At 69.6% G+C, this 18,700-nt stretch carries 15 protein-coding genes and 1 tRNA gene; 9 read left to right on the top strand and 7 right to left on the bottom strand.

Going from position 1 to position 18,700, the window contains the following annotated elements; genetic code table 11:
* The first annotated feature begins 37 nt into the window (after positions 1 to 37).
* From IFU19_RS12555 to IFU19_RS12530, 6 genes are all read left to right on the top strand, one after another.
* Entirely contained in the window at positions 38 to 1,108 is a 1,071-nt protein-coding gene (locus IFU19_RS12555) for an aspartate-semialdehyde dehydrogenase (protein WP_192014190.1), read from the top strand.
* A gap of 100 nt (positions 1,109 to 1,208) precedes the next feature.
* Entirely contained in the window at positions 1,209 to 2,681 is a 1,473-nt protein-coding gene (locus tag IFU19_RS12550) for a malate:quinone oxidoreductase (RefSeq protein ID WP_055838473.1), read from the top strand.
* Between the two features lie 7 nt (positions 2,682 to 2,688).
* Positions 2,689 to 3,294, top strand: a complete 606-nt coding sequence (locus tag IFU19_RS12545) for a thymidine kinase (protein ID WP_055838470.1) — start codon at positions 2,689 to 2,691, stop codon at positions 3,292 to 3,294.
* 49 nt (positions 3,295 to 3,343) lie between these two features.
* Positions 3,344 to 4,372: a UDP-glucose 4-epimerase GalE gene (gene galE, locus IFU19_RS12540; RefSeq protein ID WP_191926592.1), complete on the top strand. Its 1,029-nt coding sequence runs from the start codon at positions 3,344 to 3,346 to the stop codon at positions 4,370 to 4,372.
* 64 nt (positions 4,373 to 4,436) lie between these two features.
* Positions 4,437 to 5,234, top strand: a complete 798-nt coding sequence (locus IFU19_RS12535; protein ID WP_082516610.1) for a FadR/GntR family transcriptional regulator — start codon at positions 4,437 to 4,439, stop codon at positions 5,232 to 5,234.
* Positions 5,231 to 6,052, top strand: a complete 822-nt coding sequence (locus tag IFU19_RS12530) for a siderophore-interacting protein (protein ID WP_192014179.1) — start codon at positions 5,231 to 5,233, stop codon at positions 6,050 to 6,052. Before IFU19_RS12535 ends, IFU19_RS12530 begins: the two co-directional genes overlap by 4 nt.
* Before the next feature lie 49 nt (positions 6,053 to 6,101).
* On the opposite strand, the gene IFU19_RS12525 is transcribed toward IFU19_RS12530, so the two are convergent.
* Positions 6,102 to 6,881 (bottom strand): HAD-IIB family hydrolase, encoded by a 780-nt coding sequence (locus IFU19_RS12525; protein ID WP_055838461.1) that lies wholly within the window; start codon positions 6,879 to 6,881, stop codon positions 6,102 to 6,104.
* 154 nt (positions 6,882 to 7,035) lie between these two features.
* Complete coding sequence (locus tag IFU19_RS12520) at positions 7,036 to 7,401, bottom strand: META domain-containing protein (RefSeq protein WP_192014177.1); 366 nt, start codon at positions 7,399 to 7,401, stop codon at positions 7,036 to 7,038.
* Positions 7,402 to 7,573: 172 nt separating this feature from the next.
* On the opposite strand from IFU19_RS12520, the gene IFU19_RS12515 reads away from it, so the two are divergent.
* Positions 7,574 to 9,592, top strand: coding sequence for a S1 family peptidase (locus IFU19_RS12515; RefSeq protein ID WP_192014175.1), 2,019 nt, complete (start codon positions 7,574 to 7,576; stop codon positions 9,590 to 9,592).
* Between the two features lie 353 nt (positions 9,593 to 9,945).
* Here IFU19_RS12515 and IFU19_RS12510 read toward each other — a convergent pair.
* The 4 genes from IFU19_RS12510 to IFU19_RS12495 form a co-directional block, all read right to left on the bottom strand.
* Positions 9,946 to 10,022 (bottom strand) — tRNA-Pro (locus IFU19_RS12510).
* 166 nt (positions 10,023 to 10,188) lie between these two features.
* A complete protein-coding gene (locus IFU19_RS12505) occupies positions 10,189 to 11,712 on the bottom strand; it encodes a hypothetical protein (RefSeq protein ID WP_192014173.1) in 1,524 nt (507 codons plus the stop codon).
* Between the two features lie 114 nt (positions 11,713 to 11,826).
* On the bottom strand, positions 11,827 to 12,750 hold the full coding sequence (locus IFU19_RS12500; protein ID WP_192014171.1) for a metallophosphoesterase family protein: 924 nt from the start codon (positions 12,748 to 12,750) through the stop codon (positions 11,827 to 11,829).
* Positions 12,747 to 15,446: a transglycosylase domain-containing protein gene (locus IFU19_RS12495; protein WP_055838423.1), complete on the bottom strand. Its 2,700-nt coding sequence runs from the start codon at positions 15,444 to 15,446 to the stop codon at positions 12,747 to 12,749. Before IFU19_RS12495 ends, IFU19_RS12500 begins: the two co-directional genes overlap by 4 nt.
* A gap of 116 nt (positions 15,447 to 15,562) precedes the next feature.
* On the opposite strand from IFU19_RS12495, the gene IFU19_RS12490 reads away from it, so the two are divergent.
* Both IFU19_RS12490 and IFU19_RS12485 read left to right on the top strand, forming a co-directional pair.
* Positions 15,563 to 15,781, top strand: coding sequence for a DUF4177 domain-containing protein (locus IFU19_RS12490; protein WP_055838421.1), 219 nt, complete (start codon positions 15,563 to 15,565; stop codon positions 15,779 to 15,781).
* Positions 15,778 to 16,245, top strand: coding sequence for a RidA family protein (locus tag IFU19_RS12485; protein WP_055838418.1), 468 nt, complete (start codon positions 15,778 to 15,780; stop codon positions 16,243 to 16,245). The genes IFU19_RS12490 and IFU19_RS12485 overlap by 4 nt, the downstream gene beginning before the upstream one ends.
* Positions 16,246 to 16,438: 193 nt before the next feature.
* Here IFU19_RS12485 and acs read toward each other — a convergent pair whose 3' ends face one another.
* Entirely contained in the window at positions 16,439 to 18,406 is a 1,968-nt protein-coding gene (gene acs / locus IFU19_RS12480) for an acetate--CoA ligase (protein ID WP_192014169.1), read from the bottom strand.
* Positions 18,407 to 18,700: the final 294 nt, after the last annotated feature.

The following is an 18,700-nucleotide window of genomic DNA, read 5'->3' as shown; positions in this document are numbered from 1 at the left end:
TTCGCGGCATCCACTCCCGAACACCCGAGGACCTCGCATGACCCGCATCTCCGATTCCGGAATCTCCCTCGCCGTCGTCGGCGCCACCGGCCAGGTCGGCGCCGTCATGCTCGAGATCCTCGCCGAGCGTGCGTTCCCGATCCGCGAGCTCCGTCTGTTCGCGACGGCCCGCTCCGCCGGCTCCTCCATCGAGTTCGCCGGACACTCCGTGATCGTCGAAGACGTCGCCACGGCCGACCCCGCCGGTGTCGAGGTCGCGCTGTTCTCGGCCGGTGCCACCGGCAGCCGCGCGCACGCCCCGCGTTTCGCCGAGGCGGGCGCCCTGGTCATCGACAACTCCAGCGCCTGGCGCATGGATGCCGAGGTGCCCCTCGTCGTGAGCGAGGTCAACCCCCACGCCATCGACCAGGCCGTCAAGGGCATCGTCGCCAACCCGAACTGCACGACGATGGCCGCGATGCCCGTGCTGAAGGTGCTCGACACCGAGGCCGGCCTCGAGCGTCTCATCGTCAGCACCTACCAGGCCGTCAGCGGCTCCGGTCTCGCCGGAGCGCAGGAGCTGCTCGGTCAGGTCGAGGGCGTGCTCGCCCAGGGCGGCGTCGAGCGCCTCGTCCGCGACGGTTCGGCTCTCGACTTCCCGGCGCCCGAGAAGTACGTCGCGCCCATCGCCTTCGACGTCATCCCCTTCGCCGGCAACCTCGTCGACGACGGCCAGAACGAGACCGACGAAGAGAAGAAGCTCCGCAACGAGAGCCGCAAGATCCTCGAGCTCCCCGACCTCCGCGTCGCCGGCACGTGCGTGCGCGTTCCCGTGTTCACCGGTCACTCGCTCAGCATCAACGTCGAATTCGCCCGCGATCTCACCCCTGAGCGCGCGCGCGAACTGCTCGCCGAGGCCCCCGGCGTGCGCCTCGAAGAGGTCCCCACGCCGCTGCAGGCCGCCGGCACCGACCCCAGCTACGTCGGACGCATCCGCGCCGACCAGTCCGCCCCCGAGGGCAAGGGGCTCGTGCTGTTCATCAGCAACGACAACCTGCGCAAGGGCGCGGCGCTGAACGCGGTGCAGATCGCCGAGATCGTCGCGCAGAAGCTCTCCGCCACGGTCTGAACCTCGGCATCCGGATGCCGTTACCCGGGGTTGTCTCGACATCGAACCGACCGATCTCTCGATGTCGAGACACCTCTCGGCGCGCACCTAGAATCGTCGGGTGACTGAAAACGTCGATGTTCTCCTCATCGGTGGCGGCATCATGTCCGCCACTCTCGGCACGCTGCTGAAAGACCTCCAGCCCGATCTGAAGATCGCTGTGCTGGAGCGCTTGAGCGACGTCGCGCAGGAGAGCTCCAACGCCTGGAACAACGCGGGCACCGGACACGCGGCGCTCTGCGAGCTGAACTACATGCCCGAGGGCAAGGACGGCTCGATGGACCCGGCCAAGGCCGTCGCCATCAACGAGCAGTTCCAGCAGAGCCGCCAGCTGTGGGCCTCGCTGGTGGCCGAAGGCGTGCTCGATGAGCCGTCGACGTTCATCAACGCCACCCCGCACATGACGTTCGTCCGCGGCGAGAAAGACGTCGCGTTCCTGCGCAAGCGCTACGAGGTGCTCAAGCTGCAGCCCCTGTTCGCGGGCATCGAGTACAGCGAGGACTCCCGCGTCATCAACCAGTGGGCCCCGTTGCTCATGCAGAAGCGTCGCAAGGGCGAGCCGTTCGCCGCCACGCGCGTCCCCGCCGGAACCGACGTCGACTTCGGCTCGCTCACGCGCCAGCTGTTCACGAACCTGCGCGAGAAGGGCGTCGACGTCGCCACGAACCACGACGTCAAGAAGCTCAAGAAGCAGAAGGACGGGTCGTGGCAGGTCTCGTACCGCCACGTCATCGGCGGTACGCCCGGATCGATCAATGCGAAGTTCGTCTTCGTGGGGGCCGGTGGCTGGGCGCTCAAGCTGTTGCAGCGTTCGGGCATCCCCGAGATCAAGGGCTACGGCGTCTTCCCGATCGGCGGACAGTGGCTGAAGACCTCCGACCCCGGCATCGTCGCCCAGCACCAGGCCAAGGTCTACTCGCAGGCGTCGGTCGGCGCGCCGCCCATGTCGGTGCCCCACCTCGACACCCGCGTCGTCGACGGAGAATCGGCTCTGCTGTTCGGCCCGTTCGCGACCTTCAGCCCCAAGTTCCTCAAGAACGGCTCGATGCTCGACATCGTCACGCAGGTGCGTCCGCACAACCTGCTGCCGATGCTCAAGGTGGCCGTCGACAACCCCGGTCTCATCAAGTACCTCGTGAGCGAGCTGGTGAAAACGCACGCGAAGAAGGTCGACAGCCTCCGCGAGTTCATGCCCACCGCGAAGGACGAGGACTGGGAGCTCCTCGACGCCGGTCAGCGCGCCCAGGTCATGAAGCGCGACAAGGACAAGGGCGGCGTGCTGCAGTTCGGCACCGAGGTCATCACCGCCGAAGACCGCTCGATCGCGGGACTGCTCGGCGCCTCGCCGGGAGCCTCGACCGCCGTGTCGATCATGCTGGGACTCATCAAGACGTGCTTCCCCGAGCGCATGGCCGAGTGGGAGCCGCGTCTGCGCACGCTGATCCCCAGCTACGGCGAGACGCTCAACACGCGTCCCGAGGCCGCCCGCACAGAGCTGGATGCCACGGCCCAGGCGCTCAAGATCAACGCCTGAGGTCGTCGTGGCGAAGCTGTACTTCCGCTACGGGGCGATGAATTCGGGCAAGTCGACGGCCCTGCTGCAGGCGGCGTACAACTACGAGGAGCGCGGCCAGCGCGTGCTCCTGGCCAAGCCCGAGATCGACACCAAGGGTGCCGACCAGATCGACAGTCGGCTCGGCGTGAATCGCCCGGTCGACTTCCTGGTCGCTCCCGACGACGACCTCCGCGCCGTGTTCCAGAGCGCGGCGGGGCACGCCCCGGTGGCGTGCCTGCTGGTCGACGAGGCGCAGTTCTTCACCCCCGCGCAGGTCGACGACCTGTTGCGCATCGCGGTGCTCGACGGCATCCCGGTGCTCGCCTACGGCATCCGCACCGACTTCCGCACCGAGGCGTTCCCGGGTTCTGCGCGGCTCATGGAGATCGCCCACAGCCTCGAAGAGCTCAAGACCATCTGCCGGTGCGGGCGCAAGGCGATCTTCAACGCGCGCCTGGTCGGCGGGCGGTTCGTCTTCGACGGCGATCAGGTAGCGATCGACGAGGGCCAGATCGCGGGCGAGGTCACCTACGAGTCGATGTGTGCCGTGTGCTACCTGCGCGAGTCGGGCGGGCGGCTCGACGGTCGCTGACGGGCGCCCCGCTGCGAGGGCCGCGGGCGCCGGGCGATAGCCTGGGGGCATGCGCGTACTCCTGGCCGGCGGTGCCGGTTATATCGGAACCCACACGGCCGTAGCCCTTCTCGAAGCCGGGCACGACGTCGTCCTCCTCGACGATCTGTCGGGCACGCACGCCGTCGCCGCTGAGCGCGTCGAGCGCATCACCGGCAAGCCGGCGCCGCTCGTGGTGGGCGACGCCGCCGACGATGCCGTCGTGTCGGCCGTCTTCGACGAGCACGGCCCGATCGACGCGATCATCCACCTGGCGGCGTTCAAGGCGGTGGGGGAGTCCACGCAGAAGCCCCTGGAGTACTACTCCAACAACCTCGACACGACCTTCGCCCTGCTGCGCGCCGGTATCGCCCACGGCATCCGCTCGTTCGTGTTCTCGAGCACCGGCACGGTGTACTCCGACCCGGCCGACCTGCCGTTCACCGAGGAGTCCACCACGAGCGTCGACCTGTCGAACGCGTACAGCAAGTCCAAGCGCATGAACGAGGTCGTGCTCGCCGACGTGGCGCGCGTGAACCCCGAGCTCAACGTTACGGTGCTGCGCTACTTCAACCCCGTGGGGGCGCACCCGTCGGGCCTGATCGGCGAAGACCCCGCCGGCATCCCGAACAACCTCATGCCGTTCGTGTCGCGCGTCGCGATCGGAACGCTCGACGAGATCGGCGTCTTCGGCTCCGACTACGACACCCCCGACGGCACGGGCCTGCGCGACTACATCCACGTCGTCGACCTGGCCGAGGGGCACGTCGCCGCCCTCGAGCAGGCGCAGCCCGGTCACCAGGTGTTCAACCTCGGAACCGGTCGCCCCGTGAGCGTTCTCGAACTCGTCGCGTCGTTCGAGAAGGCGGTCGGCCACGATCTGCCGAAGAAGATGCTCGACCGTCGTCCCGGCGACGTCGCCGCGACGTACTGCGACCCGACGAAGGCCGCCGACGTGCTGGGGTGGCGCACGCGCTTCTCGATCGACGACGCCTGCCGCGACTACTGGAACTGGCAGACGACCAATCCGGCGGGCTACGCGAGCGCCGACGCCTCCTGACGAGGGCACACGTAAGGTGGTGTGGTCCGGCCACGCCGCCTCGGTCGGTCGAACGGGGGATGCCATGCCGGACACCGCACCGCGCGCCTGGCAGGTCGTCCTGGAGCGCATCGAGGCCGACCTGCGCGATGGACGCCTCACCGCCGGTGATCGGCTGACGCCCGAGCGCGAACTCGCCGCCCAGCTCGGGGTGGGACGCTCCAGCGTGCGCGAGGCCATCCGCGTGCTCGAGGTGCTGGGCGTCGTCCGCACGGCAACCGGCTCGGGACCGAACGCGGGGGCGATGATCGTCACCACACCGCGTGGGGGACTGGGGGCGTTCCTGCGCCTGCAGGTGGCCGCCAACGGCTTCCCACTGGCCGACGTCGTGCGCACCCGCGTGGTGCTCGAGTGCGACGTCGCCGAGCGCCTCGCCCGGGGCGACGCCGACCTCACCGAGGTCACCGGCATCTTGGATGCCATGGATGCCGCCGACCTCGACCCCGTCGAGTTCCTCGCCCTCGACGCGCGCTTCCACCAGGCGCTCGCCGAGGTGTCCGGCAACGCGGTCGTCTCGGCGATGATGGCGGGGCTCCGGAGCTCCATCGAATCGTACACGCAGGCGGGGGCCGCGCGACTGAGCGACTGGCCCGCCACCGCCGCCCGGTTGCGCGGCGAACATCGCCGCATCGTCGCCGCCGTCGCGGCGGGCGAGGCCGCGCAGGCGCGCGAGAGCGTGCGAGCGCACATCGCCGACTACTACGCCCAGGTGGCTGTCGCGCTGAGTCCCGACGACCGCGGCGACGCCGCCGTCGCCGGTGCGGCGCGAGACGCCGCGACCGTGGACCGGGCCTCGATGCCCGCGAGAGAGGACCCCTCATGACCGACCGTCCCGCGCGCCCGCCGCGCCCCCAGCACGTTCTGCACGTCGTCGCGACGGAGCGGCTCACGCCGCACCTCGTGCGCGTGCGGGCACGGGGCGACGACCTCGCCGCGTTCCGAGAGAGCCCGCACACCGACAAGTACGTCAAGATCACGTTCGCCAAGGCGGAACTGGGATTGGAGCCGCCGTACGACCTGGCGGCGCTGCGCGAGACGCTGAGTCCCGAGGATCTTCCGGTCACCCGCACCTACACGGTGCGTCGGGTCGACGGTGACGAGCTCACCATCGACTTCGTCGTGCACGGTGACGAGGGCCTCGCGGGCCCCTGGGCGGCGTCTGCGCGTCCCGGCGACCGCCTGGTGGTGTCGTCACCCGGGGGAGGCTACGCGCCCGACCCGGCGGCCGCCTGGCACCTGTTCGTCGGAGACGAGTCCGCCATCCCCGCGATCGCCGCCGGCCTTGAGGCGCTCGCCCCGGATGCCATGGGCACGGCCTTCCTCGAGGTGCAGAACGCCGACGAGCAGGTCGAGCTGGTCGCCCCGGCCGGCGTCGAGGTGCACTGGGTGTACCGCGGCGCAGCGCAGGCGGGTGCGTCAGCGGTGCTGGCCGACGCGGTGGGCTCGTGGCATCCGCTTCCGGGGCGGGGCCAGGTGTTGGCCCACGGGGAGCGCGAGGCGATGAAAGCCCTGCGCGACATCGTCTTCACCCGGTGGGGTCTCGCCCGCGATCAGGTCTCGCTGTCGGGCTATTGGGCCTACGGCCGGACCGAGGACCGGTTCCAGGCCGAGAAGCGCGAGCCGATCGGTCAGATCCTCTGACACGGGCATCGCCGCGGCCTCGGCCCGGCTCACCGAGCCGGGCGCGACGTCAGGCGCCGGTGCGCTCCGGCAGTGTGGGCACGAGCGTCTCGAGGAACGCGGCGGTGTCCTCCCACCCGTGCACGGCCTGGCACTCCACGCCCATCGCCAGCACGGGGTAGTCGTTGCCGTCGGGGTCGAGGCGGTCGCCGACGAAAAGCATGTCGTCGAGGGGGATGCCGGTGGCCTCGGCGAGCTTGTTCATGCCGTAGGCCTTGTCGATGCCGCGGTGGGTGATGTCGACGGACGTCGACCCGCCCGAGCGCACCTCGAGATCGGGGATACGGGCGGCGACGGCTTCGCGCAGGGCGTTCTTCTTCTCGCCCGTCGGGTCCCACGCCATCTTCGCGTCGAGGGGAGCCGACTGTCCGAGCGCCGAGAAGGTGATCTGCGAGCCCCGGTCCTCGAGGATGTCGCCCCAGGGCTCGGCCTCCCACAGCCCCAGGCGCTCGGCCTCTTCCTTCACGGCGGCCAGGGCGCGCTGCTTCTCGTCGTCGGTGAGCGAGTGGGCGTAGACGGTCTCGATGCCGTCGGTCGACAGGCGGTAGTACTGGGTGCCGCACGTGGGCATGAGGTGCAGGTGTGCCAGAAGGGCCGGGTCGGCCTGCGGCAGACGCTCGACGACCTGGCTGCGGAACTGCTGCAGCTGCCCACCCGAGATGATCGCGACCTCGACGCGCTCGGCGAGAGCCAGGAGCAGGTCGCCGATGCGCGGATCGATCGCGGACTTCGACGGGGCGAGGGTGTCGTCGAGGTCGAAGGCGACGAGGCGGGGCGAGGCGTCGGACACGGTTCTCCTGAGGAGGTCGGTGGTCGTCGCCACGCGGACGTGCGGGGCGCGGGCCGGCGGAGTGCGCTGCCTCGTCGATTCTACGGGCGAGGGTGTGCTCGCCCCGTCGACCGCGGAGACGGCCGAGGTGGGTGACCCGGTGAGCTGCGGCGTCTCACGCCGCGCGGGTCAGGGTGCCGATGCGCGTGCCGTCACGGTCGAACACCGTCATGGTGTCGCCGTCGACGCGCGCGCGGGCGGCGGTCCGCAGCCAGGTGTCTACACCGAGGCAGGCCTTCATCGTCGACATCCCCCGCCGGAACTCGAGCGTATCGCCGTCGCGCACGTAGGAGCCGGCGACCCCGTTGCAGCCGTCGCTGCCGCGCAGATCGCCGTCGGTGAACTCGAGGAATTCGGAACCGTGCCCGTTCCAGCGACCCTCTTCTTCGGCGGGGGAGGACCCATTGATCCGCCCGCCGCCGGACACCATTCCGATTCCGACGAATGCAGTTGCGGCGAGGGCGAGAATGCGGGGGAACATGAGAGTCTCCTCATTTACGAACGAATGCGGAAAAAAAGTCATAAAGAACTATCAGGTTGTCGTAGGGTAGGCCGCGACGCTGAGAGGTGGGTGGGGACCCGAATGGCGATCCCCGTCCTTCTCGTTGTGCGTTTTTCCATCAAACACATGAGATGAGACGATGACACGAAACATGAAGCGTTTGGGGTGGGCCGGAGCATCGGCCGCCGTCGCGCTCACCGCGTCCGGTCTGCTGGCCCCTGCTGTGGCCTTCGCCGGTGAAGACCAGTCGACCGCCCCCACCACGGGCCCCGAATTCGATGCCACCGCGCAGCGGCTCATGACGAGCAGCGACCAGGTGCAGGGCGTCGCCAAGGACGGCTCGGGCAACGTCGTGGTGTACACCACGGCCGACGAAGCCGACCTCCAGGGTGAGGCCAAGTCGTTCGTCGACACGAAGTCGAACGTCGTCGTCAAGAAGATCGACCCCATCAAGGCTGCCGCGACCAACGACCTCGTCGGTGGCGCCGGATACCTTTCCCCCGCCGGTGGCAACTCCGTCGCCCTCTGCTCGGTCGGTTTCACCGGCTGGACGCCGCAGGGTGACCCCGCGGTCATCACCGCCGGTCACTGCAACGCCGACGGCTCCCTCACCGAGAGCCTGCTCTCGCTCCCCTCGGGCGACCCGGCAGGCGGCGGCGACAAGAACAACGCCGACATCGCCGTCAAGGCGCCGCTCGGCACCCTGGCGTTCTCGCAGTTCGGCGGACCGGGCAACACCCCGGGCGCCGAGGGCGACACCTCGTCGGTCGACATCGCCACCATCGATGTGACCAACACCGACCTCGACCTCCTCCCCGAGATCACCGACTGGACCACGGCCTCGTCCGAGGACCTGTCGGCGTCGACGACCGACGTCCGCGCCATCGGCTCGGCGCAGGTCAACCAGCCGGCTTCCAAGTCGGGCCGCACGACCGGTCTCACCACCGGTAACGTCACCGGCGTCGAGGGCTGGATGCGCGTCGCCGAAGAGAACGACGTGCGTTGGGTCTACGGATTCGCCGTCGAAGGCGACATCGACACCGTTCAGGGTGGCGACTCCGGAGGAGCCGTCTTCCAGGGCACGACCGCTGTCGGCGTGGTCTCCGGTGGTAACGAGACCGGTACCTTCCTCTGGGCCGCCGACCTGCAGGCCGGCCTGGCTCGCACCGACGGCTACTCGGTCGCCGTGAAGGTCGACGCCCCCGCACTGACGACCCCCGCCGATGGCGGCACGGTCGGCGTCGGCGGCGCCATCTCGGGCACCGCCCCCGCGGGCACCACCCTGAAGGTCACCCCCGAGGGTGGCGACACCTTCGACGTGGCCGTCGACGGTTCGGGCAACTGGAGCTTCACCGCTCCCGACAAGCTCGGCACCTTCTCCTTCTCGCTGCGCGCGGTCAACGGCTTCAACAAGTCGGCTTCGGTCGACGCGTCGGTCGAGGTCAAGGCGGAGGCCCCGGTCATCACGAGCCCGGCCAACGGTTCGACCGTCGAGAACGAGGTCACCTCGATCTCGGGCACCGGTCTCGCCGGCGCCACCGTGACCCTCACGGGTGACGCGAAGGGCAGCGCCAAGGTCGCCGCCGACGGCACCTGGTCGGTCACCACTGACCTCGCCATCGGCACCTACTCCGTCACCGCCACGCAGGCGCGCGACGGTCAGACCTCGGCCGAGGCCACCTCGTCGTTCACGGTCGCCCCGTCGGCTCCGACCATCACGGGCATCCAGGACGGTGCCTCGTACTCGGGTGCGGCGATCCCCACCTCGGTCTCGGGCACCGGTGTCAACGGTGCGGCGATCTCGGTCACGATCAACGACGCGAAGGTCGGCGAGACCACCGTCAAGGACGGCAAGTGGTCGATCGTGCTGAAGAACGCTCTCGGTGAAGGCGCCTACGCGGTCGTCGCCACCCAGACGGTCAACAGCGTCTCCAGCTCGGCTTCGGTCAGCTTCTCGGTCGCCGCGGCTCCCGCCCCGGCGCCCTCGCCCTCCGGTACCCCTGCCCCCGGTGGCAACCCCGGTAACGGCAACGGCAATGGCAACGGTGGCGGCGGCCTCGCCGTGACCGGTATGGGTGACCCGACTCCGCTGGCCTGGGGTGCTGTCGCGCTCCTGCTCGGTGGCTTCGGTGCCTTCGGTTACCGTCGTCTGCGCCGCGCAACCCGCTAAGCGCATCTGAAGAGCACCCCCGGTGCCTCCCCGTTTCGGGAGGTACCGGGGGTGCTTTTTGTCGCGTGGGCCGTTCCCGTCGCCGCGCGGACGTCGTGTCCTCGAAGGTCCCCCGGAGGGCACGTTCATTCCGGTTGATCGAAGGGGCGCAGAAGAATGCGAGAGCACGGGGATCATTCCTCGCGCTTCGGCTTCGCCGGCTGACCCGAGAATGCGGGCTTCGCAGCTGCCGGCGTCCACGTCGCTGTGACGTTCGCCGCACGGAGAGAATGCCCCCGCTCTCTCGCGAACATTCGCGGCCCCGAGAGAACCAGAAAGGCCCCCCGCTTCGCGGAGGGCCTTCTGTGATGCAGTGGTCGGGGTGACAGGATTTGAACCTGCGGCCTCGTCGTCCCGAACGACGCGCGCTACCAAGCTGCGCCACACCCCGTTGCAACTAGGAAAGTCTACCCCGTCGGGCGGCATGCTTCGAACCATTGCGGGATTCGAGCGCGTTCGGGAGGGCGTGTTCCGGTGTCCTGGTTCGTCCACGTGGGTTTCGTCCGCGCTGCGCCCGCGCAGGGAGGCCGCGCGTGACGCAGCGGCCTCCCCGCGGCTCAGGACCGCGGAGTGCGACGTCGCCGGGCCGTGTGGGCCGCGACGAGCCCCGCACCGAGCAGCACCACCGCGAGGCCGCCAGTGGCGCCGAGCGAGGCCGTCGTGACCCCCGTGGCCGCCAGCACGGGTACCGCGGGCAGCGCTGCGGGTGGCGCCGTAGGCAGGGCAGCCGGCACCGGAACCACCGTGGCCGCGGGTGTCAGCGCGGGTGTCGGGTCTGCCGGGGGCGTCGGAACGAGCTGCTCGGTCTGCGTGGGCGAGGCGAACCGCTCTACCCACAGGAAGGACGGCGGCAGGTGCGGCACGACATCCGCATCTTGCGCGGAGCGCTCGATGCGCCAGACGGCCGTGTACACACCGGCGCCCGGCAGATCCGCCTCGGTCTGCACGGTGTACGTTCCCGCCCCCTCGAGCGGATCGGTGCGCAGCGTGAGCTGGGCCACGGGCTTCAGCGACGCCGGGACCTCGTCGGCCTCGGCGGGGAATGCGCCCGTCCGGTAGACGTCGGCGGTGGCCGAGAGGATGACGAACGACCCGTCCGCCCGGCGAGGCCACACGCCGTCCTGTGTCGACACCGTGACGTCGTCGACGAAGCGGCGCCCGTCGAGACGGGCGACCGTCTGCACGCGCGGCGAGAACTGCACGGGCCGGGGCGCGGCATCCTGGGTCGAGAGTTCGAACGTCTGGGGGCCGGCGGGACCGGCGGACTCCTGCTGATCGGGTGTCGAGTAGTACCGGATGGCGGCGGCGCGCACCGAGAAGGAGCCCGTCGCGCGCACCGTGTAGGGCCGCCCGTCGTCCGAGGCCGAGGCGGGGGCGATGATCGCGTAGGTCGCACCCCCGCGCACGTCGTGTCGATCGGCGGACCCCGTGTCGGCGAACACCGCGTTCTGCAGATGCAGTGTGCCCGTGGCATCCGGGTCGACGTCGACGGAGAGCGTGCCGCGCGTGGGGTCGTCCTGCGCCGCCGAGAGCGTCAGCGAGCCGCCGGTGCGGGGCACCCGGATCGCCTCCGCTTCGGCGAGGTACTGCAGGGTGCGTTCCTGGATCGCCGCGCTGTTCTCGGGGCTCGCGCGACGCATGATGAAGTCGATGGCCTCCGGTAACTGGTCGCCGGAATACCCCCACGAGTGGAGCGTCGTGTCACGGTCGACGATCGCCTTCACGGCCCAGCCCACGCTGGCCGCCTGCACGGCGTCGTCGGTCTGGCCGTACGTGCTGACGAGGTGGTTGATCGAGACCAGCTGCTGCGGGCTGAGGCCGTTCACGTCGGAGGTGACGCCGTGGTCCGTCGTGGGCCCGGTGGCGACGGGCAGACCCGGGTGGATGCAATAGGTGTGCACGTCGCCCACTCGCATGGAGCCGTGCCAACCGGTGCGCGAGAGGGGAGCCCAGGTGCCGAAGCCGGTGCCCTGATCGGCGGCGTGGGCGACCGGAGCGATGGTCAGGCTGCTGAGCAGCACGGCCAGGAAGGCCAGGAAGGCCGGGAGGCGACGGCGGGTGGGCGGGGGAGCATGGTTCATGCGGAGTCCCTTCGGTCGAGGAGACTCGATCGTGCTCGCTGAAGGGATGCCCCGGACGGCGAAAGGGGCCGTTCCGTGGAAGGAACGGCCCCTTTCGAGGATGGGGAGAACGGGTCAGCGGGGGAGCAGCGTGAGCAGTGTCGCCTCGGGCCGGCACGCGAAACGCACCGGGGCGTAGATCGAGTGCCCCAGGCCGGCGCTGACGTTGAGGGGCACCGTGCGCCCGTCGTACGTCCACTCGCTCAGGCCGCGCGCCTGGTCGAGCGGCAGGTCGCAGTTGGAGACGAGCGCCTTGCGGCTGAACGGCACACGCACCTGGCCACCGTGCGTGTGGCCCGCGAGCAGGACGTCGGCGCCGAGACCCGTGAACGTGTCGAGCGTCCGCCGGTAGGGCGCGTGCATCACGCCGATCCGGAGGTCGGCGGCATCCAAGGTGTCGAGCACGGGCGGGATGAGCTCGGGGCGATCCCAGTTGCGGTGGGCGTCGTTCACACCGAACGCCGTGATGCGCGTGCCCTTCACCTCGAGCGAGACGGCCGTGTCGTCGAGGATGCTCCATCCCAGATCCACGGCGAAGAAGCGATCGAGCGCGTCGATGTCGAGGTGCTTGTGCGCGGGAAGGTGGCCCGAGGGGCCGAGGAAGTACCGCAGCGGGTTGCGGGGCGCGGGCTCCTGGAAGTCGTTGGATCCGTGGACGACCAGACCCGGAACGCCGCGGAGCGACGAGAAGGCGGTGCGCACCCCGACGAGACCGTCGCGGTGGCCCATGTTGTCGCCGGTGTTGACGACGAGGTCGGGGGCCAGCTCGACGAGCCTCGACATCCACTCCTGCTTGCGGTGCTGCCAGGGAGCCATGTGCGCGTCGGACACATGAAGCACCCGGAGGGGCTCCGCACCCGGCCGCAGCACGCGGACGGCGTGATAGCGCACGGTGAAGAGATACCGCTCGATGCCCGCTCCCCACACCGCTGCCCCGACAGCGGCCGCCCCCGCGACCCCGAGGGGTGCGAGGGCGGCCGTCGCGAGGGGGCGCGTCACGGGCAGTCCTTGGCGACGATGGCCAGCGTGATGGGCGTGCTCTTGTTCGCCGAGGTACCGCCGGAGGGGCTCGTCGAGGCGACGCGTCCCTCTGCGGGCGCATTGCCGTCCCGCTGACAGGACCCGATCGATACGGTTCCGAACCCGGCCGACAGCATCGCCGCACGCGCGGAGCTGACCGGCTGCCCGGACACATCGGGAACGGTGCCGCCCTGCCCGTTGCCGGGGCTGAGCGTGATGACCGAACCCGCGGCCGCCGAACCCGCGCCGGGGTTCATCGCGGCCACGCGGTCGCCGCCGAACTCGGAGTCGACCGGGTCGCCGATCGAGACGCGGAAACCGGCGCCTTCGAGGGTGGACCGGGCGCTGTCGATGCTCTGACCGACGACATTCGGGAGGTCGCGCTGGATGGTGCGCAGCAGGTTGGAGGCGGGGTCGGGGAACCGGTCGCCGCCGTAGAAGTCGTCGGACGAGCGTTGGACGTCGGCGGCGAGCGGGTAGCGGATGTCGGACAGCGCCCGCCCGCCCCAGTACTTGCGGAACAGGTCTTCGCTGCCCTCGTAGTTGCCGACCCAGGCCGCGGTCGTCGTGTTGGTCGACGACTCGATCATCCAGGTCTGCCATCCCTCGTGGGTACCCGTCTTGCCGAGCACCGGGGTGCCGTCGCGCGGGTTGCCCTGCGAGCCGGTGCCGCCGCCGGCCATGACGCCCTGCAGGGCGTAGGCCGCGGTCGCCGCGATCTCGGGGGTCAGCGCGGGCGAGCACGTGCGCTCGGGGATCGCGCGGTCGGCGCCCTTGTTGTCGGTGATCTTGTCGATGACCTTGGGCTGGCACAGCGTGCCGCCGTTCGCCACGGTCGCATACGCGCCGGCCATGGCGATGGGCGAGACGTTGTCGTTTCCGATGACGTTGTTGGCGTACTGCATCGTGATGTCGGTGCCGTCGCCCCGGGTGACGCCCAGCTTCTTCGCGGTCTTGGCGATGTCGCAGAGATCCAGCTGAGCGGCCATCTGCAGGTAGCCGGTGTTCAGCGAGTCGCGCGTGAACATCATGGGGGTTCCCACGTAGCCGCCGTTGTTGGCGAAGTTGTTGATGCGGTCGTTGTTCATGTTGACGTAGTTGCCGGTGCAGGAGTTCGTCATGTTCGGCACCGGACCCATGCGGCCGTTCAGCGTCTCGTTGAGCGAGTGGCCCTTCTCGAGCCAGTCCACGAGCGTGAAGAGCTTGAACGTCGACCCCGCGCTGAAGCCGATCGAGCCGCCGTTCGTGCTGTCACCGGCGAACACGACCGAGTTGAACGACGGATCGGCCTCGGCCTGACCCGGGTCCTGCGTGAACTTCGTGTTCTGCGCGATCGCGAGGATGCGACCGGTCTTCGACTCCGTGTTCACGACCGTCGAACCGAACTTCATGCCGTCGAAGCTCTGCGGCGCGTAGGCGTTCATCGCGTTCTGCGCGGCATCCTGAACCCGCCAGTCGAGCGTCGTCTGGATCGTGAGGCCGTCCTGACGCAGCGCGCGGACGCGCTCGTCGGTGTCGGTGCCGAAGGCCGGGTCGCTCAGGATCGTCGAGACGACGTACTGGCAGAAGTACGGAGCGGCCGACGAGGCGCAGCCCTGGCTGGTGGGCGTGATCACCGGGCTGATCGGCTCGAGGGCGGCCGCCACGTACTGCTCGTGCGTGATCTTGCCGTCGACCTCCATGCGGCTGAGCACGTAGAGCTGTCGGCCCTTGGTCTCGCTGTAGCCGTCGGCGGCGTTGAGCAACTGCTCCTGCGTGATCTCGCCGTTGTCGCGCAGCGTGTACAACGCCTGGATCGTGCCCTGATCGACGTCGTCGATCGAGCCGTCGGGCTGCTTGTTGTACGCCGTGCCGTCGTTGTCGAAGATCGACCCCTCGGCGCGGTCGATGCGGAAGCGGTTGGGGTTCTGCACCATGCCCGCGAGGATCGCCGACTGGCTGACGCTCAGCTGCGAGGCCGGGGTGTTGAAGTAGTACCGCGCGGCGGCGTCGATGCCGTACGTGGTGCCACCGAAGTTCGCGATGTTCAGATAGCCCAGAAGGATCTGATCCTTCGTGTACTCCTTCTCGAGCTGGATGGCGTAGCGCATCTCCTGCAGCTTGCGCTGGTAGCCCTCGGTGCCCTCGGACTGCACGGCCTCGAGGGCGCACTTCTGAAGTGCCTCGTCGCGCGTCATGCCGGGGTCGCTGTCGGTGGGCTCGACGGCGCGGGCCTCGAGCTCGCAGCGCTGCACGAGCACGTTCTTGACGTACTGCTGGCTGATCGACGAGCCACCCTGCGTCTCGCCGCCCGAGGCATTGCTCAGCAGCGCGCGGGTGGTGCCGATGAGGTCGACGCCGCCGTGCTGGTAGTACCGCGGGTCTTCCGACGACAGGATCGCGTCGTACATCACCGGGTTGACCTGGTCGAACGTGACGGGGGAGCGGTTCTGGTCGTAGAACTTCGCCAGCACCCGGTCGCCGGCCATGAGCGTCGTCGGCTCCATGAGCTCGTCGGGCTGCAGGTAGCTCGGCATCTTGTCGAAGATGGTGATGGCGCTGGAGGCGGCGGCGCCGGACACGGCGATGGCCGGCGTCACAGCGGCGGTGACCAGGAGTCCGGCGACCGCGCTCAGGCCGACGAGGCCGACGATGCCGCCGAGGGCACCGCTAGCCGTACGTTTGTTCTCGGGCATAGGGTTGATGCTAAGCGACGTTGCTGGGCGATGCCTCGAAGGCGTGCGCCCGCACGCGTACGCGTTCATCCCGCGCGCACGAGTCTGCGCGCGCCGAGTCACCGCCGGGAGCCCGAATGATCACGTGGGAGTACGTCACCACGCCGCTGTTGATCCACAACACCGCCGCGATCCTCAACAACTGGGGCAAGCAGGGCTGGGAGCTCGTGCAGGTCGTGCCCGGTCCCGAGGGTGGGCTCGTCGCCTACCTCAAGCGGCCCACGGGCGGCGGGACGGCCAACGCCGGTCTCGGCGCGGCCGAACAGGCGGCCCGCCAGTTCGAGGGCCAGCAGTGAGCGTCTCGCAGCGCCTGGCGGAGCTGGGCGTCGAGGTGCCCGCCGTCGTCCCGCCCGTGGCGTCCTACATTCCGGCCAAACGGTACGGTGACCTCGTCTACACCTCGGGCCAGTTGCCGATGGTGCAGGGATCGTTGCCGGCGACCGGCAAGGTGGGGGAGTCCGCCGGACTGGTGAGCCCCGCCGACGCCCGCTCGTTCGCCCGCCAGTGCGCGTTGAACGCGATCGCCGCGGCCGCCGCCGTGGCCGGCGGTGTCGACAATCTCACCGGTGTGCTCAAGCTCACCGGATTCGTGGCATCCGTTCCCGAGTTCACCGGTCAGCCGGGAGTCATCAACGGGGCGAGCGAGTTCCTGGGCGAGGTGTTCGGCGAGGCCGGCGCGCACGCCCGCTCCGCCGTGGGCGTTCCCGTGCTGCCGCTCGACAGCCCCGTCGAGGTCGAGGTGGTCTTCACCGTCGTGTGAGGATCGATTCCGGATGCCGGGCACCCGGCGAGACGAAGGGGACGTGCGGTCGTACCGCGCGTCCCCTTCGTCGTTTCTCGTCCGCGACGGGGATGGCGTCGCGAACGATGGTCTCTGCGATGGCGCCACGCGCCCGCACGGAGTGAGACCGTCGGTCGTGGACGCCGTCGAACACGGCATCCACGACCGGTGATCACTTCACCTGGGCGCTGATCACGCTCATGACGGCGGTGTCGGCGAGCGTCGTGGTGTCGCCCACCTCGCGCCCCTCGGCGACGTCGCGGAGCAGCCGGCGCATGATCTTGCCCGAGCGCGTCTTCGGCAGCTCGCCCACGATGTACACGTCGCGGGGACGCGCGATCGGACCGATCTGCTCGCCCACCCACCTGCGCAGCTCGTCTCCGAGGCCCTCCACCGGGTTCTGCTTGAGGAAGCGGCTCTTGATGATGACGAACGCCACCACCGCCTGCCCGGTCGTCTCGTCGGACGCACCGACCACCGCCGCCTCGGCGACGCCCTCGTGGCCGACCAGGGCCGACTCGATCTCGGCGGTCGACAGGCGGTGGCCCGAGACGTTCATGACGTCGTCGACGCGCCCGAGCAGCCAGACGTCGCCGTCATCGTCGAGCCGAGCGCCATCGCCCGCGAAGTAGTACCCCTTGTCGGCGAACTTGTCCCAGTAGGTCTCGCGGTAGCGGTCGGGGTCGCCCCAGATGCCGCGCAGCATGCTCGGCCACGGCTCGGTGACCACGAGCAGACCGCCTCCGCCATTGCCCACCTTCTCGCCCTGCTCGTCGACGACCGCGATCGAGACGCCGGGGATCGGCACCTGGGCCGATCCGGGCTTGGTTTCGGTGACGCCCGGCAGGGCCGAGATCATGATCGCGCCCGTCTCGGTCTGCCACCAGGTGTCGACGATCGGAGCCTCGCCGGCGCCGATGATGTCGCGGTACCAGATCCACGCCTCGGGGTTGATGGGCTCGCCCACCGAGCCGAGCAGCCGGATCGACGACAGGTCGAACTTCTGCGGGACGTCGCGCCCGATCTTCATGAACGAACGGATCGCGGTCGGAGCGGTGTAGAACACGCTCACACCGTGCTTCTCGATGAGCTCCCACCAGCGGCCCGGGTGCGGCGCGTCGGGGGTGCCCTCGTACAGCAGCTGGGTGGCGCCGTTGGCGAGCGGACCGTAGGTGACGTACGTGTGGCCGGTGATCCACCCGATGTCGGCGGTGCACCAGTACACGTCGGTCTCGGGGTGCACGTCGTGCACGACGCGGTTCGTGAAGGCCGCCTGCGTCAGATACCCGCCGGAGGTGTGCAGGATGCCCTTCGGCTTACCGGTCGTCCCCGACGTGTAGAGGATGAACAGGGGCGTCTCTGCCGGGAATGCCTGCGCCTCGTGCTCGGCCGATGCCGACGGCACGACATCGTGCCACCAGAGGTCGCGGTCGTCGGTCCAATCGACCTCGTTCGCGCCGCGCTTCACGACGATCACGTGTTCGACGGTCTCTTGGATGCCGGATCCGTTGCGGTCGGCGAGAGCCTGATCGACCGCGGGCTTCAGGGGCGACACCTTGCCCTTGCGCCACCCGCCGTCGGCGGTGATGACGACCTTCGCCCCGGCATCGTCGATGCGGGCGCGCAGGCTGTCGGCCGAGAATCCGCCGAAGACGACGGAGTGCACCGCGCCGATGCGGGCGACGGCGAGCATCGACGCAATCGCCTCGGGGATCATCGGCAGATACAGCGCGACGCGGTCACCCTGCTCCACGCCGAGCTCGGTGAGGACGTTGGCGAGGCGTTTGACCTCGTCGGTGGGCTCGGCGTAGCTGACGTTGCGCTGGTCGCCGGGCTCACCCTCCCAGCGCAGAGCGATGCGGTCGCCGTGCCCGGCCTCGACGTGGCGGTCGAGGCAGTTGTAGGCCACGTTCAGCTCGCCGTCGCCGAACCACTCGGCGAACGGCGGGTTCGACCAGTCGAGCACGCGGGTGAAGGGAGTGCGCCAGTGCAGCTCGCGAGCCTGGTCCGCCCAGAAGCCCTCGCGATCCGCGGCGGCGCGCTCATACAGGCTACGATCCGCGACGGCTTGCGCTGCGAACGACGCCGCCGGGGCGAACCGGCGGGTCTCGTTGAGGAGATGGTCGATCTGGCTGCTCATCGCGGCGCTCCTTCGCGTTCACGCGACGCCGCGTCGGTGCGCGACGTCATCACCCGGGTCACGCTATCGACCCCCTCCGACACCGGCCACCTCCGATAGTTGGCATCGGCTCGGGATCAAAACAGGTGATATATCGGGGTGAATGGGTCTGGGAGTTGGCCAGGCCGTTCTCCCACGCGTAACCTAGTCATGCCGGAACATTGTTTCGGCACTCGCGTCGGGGGGAGCCCCCCAATTTTCCTCCGGCGCCTGGCGGCATCCCTCGCCCCCCACTGTAGGGATGCCGCCCCCTCC

Source organism: Microbacterium sp. CFBP 8794 (genome assembly GCF_014841235.1).
In the GTDB taxonomy this organism is placed as follows: Bacteria; Actinomycetota; Actinomycetes; order Actinomycetales; family Microbacteriaceae; genus Microbacterium.
This window is presented reverse-complemented; position numbering and strand designations above follow the sequence as displayed.

Bases quoted from the DNA above. Each gene is read 5' to 3' on its own strand.
- IFU19_RS12555 (WP_192014190.1), top strand. From the start codon at position 38: ATGACCCGCATCTCCGATTCCGGAATCTCCCTCGCCGTCGTCGGCGCC.
- galE (WP_191926592.1), top strand. From the start codon at position 3,344: ATGCGCGTACTCCTGGCCGGCGGTGCCGGTTATATCGGAACCCACACG.
- IFU19_RS12535 (WP_082516610.1), top strand. From the start codon at position 4,437: ATGCCGGACACCGCACCGCGCGCCTGGCAGGTCGTCCTGGAGCGCATC.
- IFU19_RS12530 (WP_192014179.1), top strand. From the start codon at position 5,231: ATGACCGACCGTCCCGCGCGCCCGCCGCGCCCCCAGCACGTTCTGCAC.
- IFU19_RS12520 (WP_192014177.1), bottom strand. From the start codon at position 7,401: ATGTTCCCCCGCATTCTCGCCCTCGCCGCAACTGCATTCGTCGGAATC.
- IFU19_RS12515 (WP_192014175.1), top strand. From the start codon at position 7,574: ATGAAGCGTTTGGGGTGGGCCGGAGCATCGGCCGCCGTCGCGCTCACC.
- IFU19_RS12505 (WP_192014173.1), bottom strand. From the start codon at position 11,712: ATGAACCATGCTCCCCCGCCCACCCGCCGTCGCCTCCCGGCCTTCCTG.
- IFU19_RS12495 (WP_055838423.1), bottom strand. From the start codon at position 15,446: ATGCCCGAGAACAAACGTACGGCTAGCGGTGCCCTCGGCGGCATCGTC.
- IFU19_RS12490 (WP_055838421.1), top strand. From the start codon at position 15,563: ATGATCACGTGGGAGTACGTCACCACGCCGCTGTTGATCCACAACACC.
- acs (WP_192014169.1), bottom strand. From the start codon at position 18,406: ATGAGCAGCCAGATCGACCATCTCCTCAACGAGACCCGCCGGTTCGCC.